The 2,500-nt window shown below is 58.5% G+C and carries 2 rRNA genes (1 of these 2 cut by a window edge); both read right to left on the reverse strand.

Annotated elements, in window-relative coordinates:
• Nucleotides 1-28 precede the first annotated feature (28 nt).
• Nucleotides 29-145, reverse strand: a 5S ribosomal RNA gene (gene rrf / locus QOZ89_RS40625).
• A 94-nt stretch (nt 146-239) separates the two neighbouring features.
• Nucleotides 240-2,500, reverse strand: a 23S ribosomal RNA gene (locus tag QOZ89_RS40630); it runs 848 nt beyond the window's last position.

Raw genomic sequence — 2,500 nt, forward strand, 5'->3', positions numbered from 1 at the left:
GGGGACGACGGGCCTTCCGTCAATGATTGTTCGGCGGTGACCTACTCTCCCACCCGGCCTCCCGAGCAGTACCATCGGCGCTGGAGAACTTAGCTTCCGGGTTCGGAATGGGACCGGGCGTACCCTCTCCGCCAAAACCACCGAAACACTATCGAGTTATCGACACCACTCCCCCCACGGCGAGTGGGGGGTGGTCTGCCGTTCCTCGGGAACCGCACAGTGGACGCGTAGCATCTTTGTAGGACAAGCCCTCGGCCTATTAGTACCAGTCAGCTCCACACATTGCTGTGCTTCCACATCTGGCCTATCAACCCGATCATCTCTCGGGGGCCTTACCAGGTTAACCCTGTGGGAGACCTCATCTCGAAGCGAGCTTCCCGCTTAGATGCTTTCAGCGGTTATCCCTTCCGAACGTAGCCAACCAGCCATGCCCCTGGCGGGACAACTGGCACACCAGAGGTTCGTCCGTCCCGGTCCTCTCGTACTAGGGACAGCCCTTCTCAAGACTCCTACGCGCGCGGCGGATAGGGACCGAACTGTCTCACGACGTTCTAAACCCAGCTCGCGTACCGCTTTAATGGGCGAACAGCCCAACCCTTGGGACCTACTCCAGCCCCAGGATGCGACGAGCCGACATCGAGGTGCCAAACCTTGCCGTCGATATGGACTCTTGGGCAAGATCAGCCTGTTATCCCCGGGGTACCTTTTATCCGTTGAGCGACGGCGCTTCCACAAGCCACCGCCGGATCACTAGTCCCTGCTTTCGCACCTGCTCGACCCGTCGGTCTCACAGTCAAGCTCCCTTGTGCACTTGCACTCGACACCTGATTGCCAACCAGGCTGAGGGAACCTTTGGGCGCCTCCGTTACTCTTTAGGAGGCAACCGCCCCAGTTAAACTACCCACCTGACACTGTCCCTGATCCGGATCACGGACCCAGGTTAGACATCCAGCACGACCAGAGTGGTATTTCAACAGTGACTCCCCTGAAACTGGCGTCTCAGGTTCACAGTCTCCCACCTATCCTACACAAGCCGGACCGAACACCAATATCAAGCTGCAGTAAAGGTCCCGGGGTCTTTCCGTCCTGCCGCGCGTAACGAGCATCTTTACTCGTAGTGCAATTTCGCCGAGTCTGTGGTCGAGACAGCAGGAAAGTCGTTACGCCATTCGTGCAGGTCGGAACTTACCCGACAAGGAATTTCGCTACCTTAGGATGGTTATAGTTACCACCGCCGTTTACTGGCGCTTAAGTTCTGAGCCTCGCCCCGAAGAGCTAACCCGTCCCCTTAACGTTCCAGCACCGGGCAGGCGTCACTCCGTATACATCGCCTTACGGCTTCGCACGGAGCTGTGTTTTTAGTAAACAGTCGCTTTCCCCTGGTCTCTGCGGCCCCCACCAGCTCAGACAGCATGTGTCATCACCGGTAGTGGCCCCCCTTCTCCCGAAGTTACGGGGGCATTTTGCCGAGTTCCTTAACCACAGTTCACTCGATCGCCTCGGTATTCTCTACCTGACCACCTGTGTCGGTTTCGGGTACGGGCGGCCCTGGCACTCGCTAGAGGCTTTTCTCGACAGCATGGGATCATCCACTTCGCCACAATCGGCTCGGCATCACGTCTCAGACACATGCCAGGCGGATTTGCCTACCTGACGTCCTACACGCTTACCCCGGGACAACCACCGCCCGGGATGGACTACCCTCCTGCGTCACCCCATCGCTTACCTACTACCCACCAAGATCCCCACCACCGAGGCAACCCGAAGGCCACCACGACAGAAGGTTAGTACAGCAGGGTTCGGTACTGGCGCACCAGCGCCGGTACGGGAATATCAACCCGTTATCCATCGACTACGCCTGTCGGCCTCGCCTTAGGCCCCGACTCACCCTGGGCGGACGAACCTGCCCCAGGAACCCTTGGTCATCCGGCGGACGGGATTCTCACCCGTCATTCGCTACTCATGCCTGCATTCTCACTCGCGTGGCATCCACGGCTGGGTCACCCCGCCGCTTCACACGCCACACGACGCTCCCCTACCCACCCACACACCTGAACCACCCCCAAAGGAGACAGTTAGGCAAACATGTGAGTGCCGCAGCTTCGGCGGTACGCTTGAGCCCCGCTACATTATCGGCGCGGAATCACTTGACCAGTGAGCTATTACGCACTCTTTCAAGGATGGCTGCTTCTAAGCCAACCTCCTGGTTGTCTGTGCGACTCCACATCCTTTTCCACTTAGCGTACGCTTAGGGGCCTTAGCTGGCGATCTGGGCTGTTTCCCTCTCGACTACGAACCTTATCGCCCGCAGTCTCACTGCCGCGCTTCACTTACCGGCATTCGGAGTTTGGCTGAGTTCAGTAAGCTTGTAGGCCCCCTAGCCCATCCAGTGCTCTACCTCCGGCAAGAAACACACGACGCTGCACCTAAATGCATTTCGGGGAGAACCAGCTATCACCGGGTTTGATTGGCCTTTCACCCCTACCCACAGCTCATCCCC

The organism is Pseudofrankia coriaricola, from assembly GCF_032027725.1.
In the GTDB taxonomy this organism is placed as follows: domain Bacteria; phylum Actinomycetota; class Actinomycetes; order Frankiales; family Frankiaceae; genus Pseudofrankia.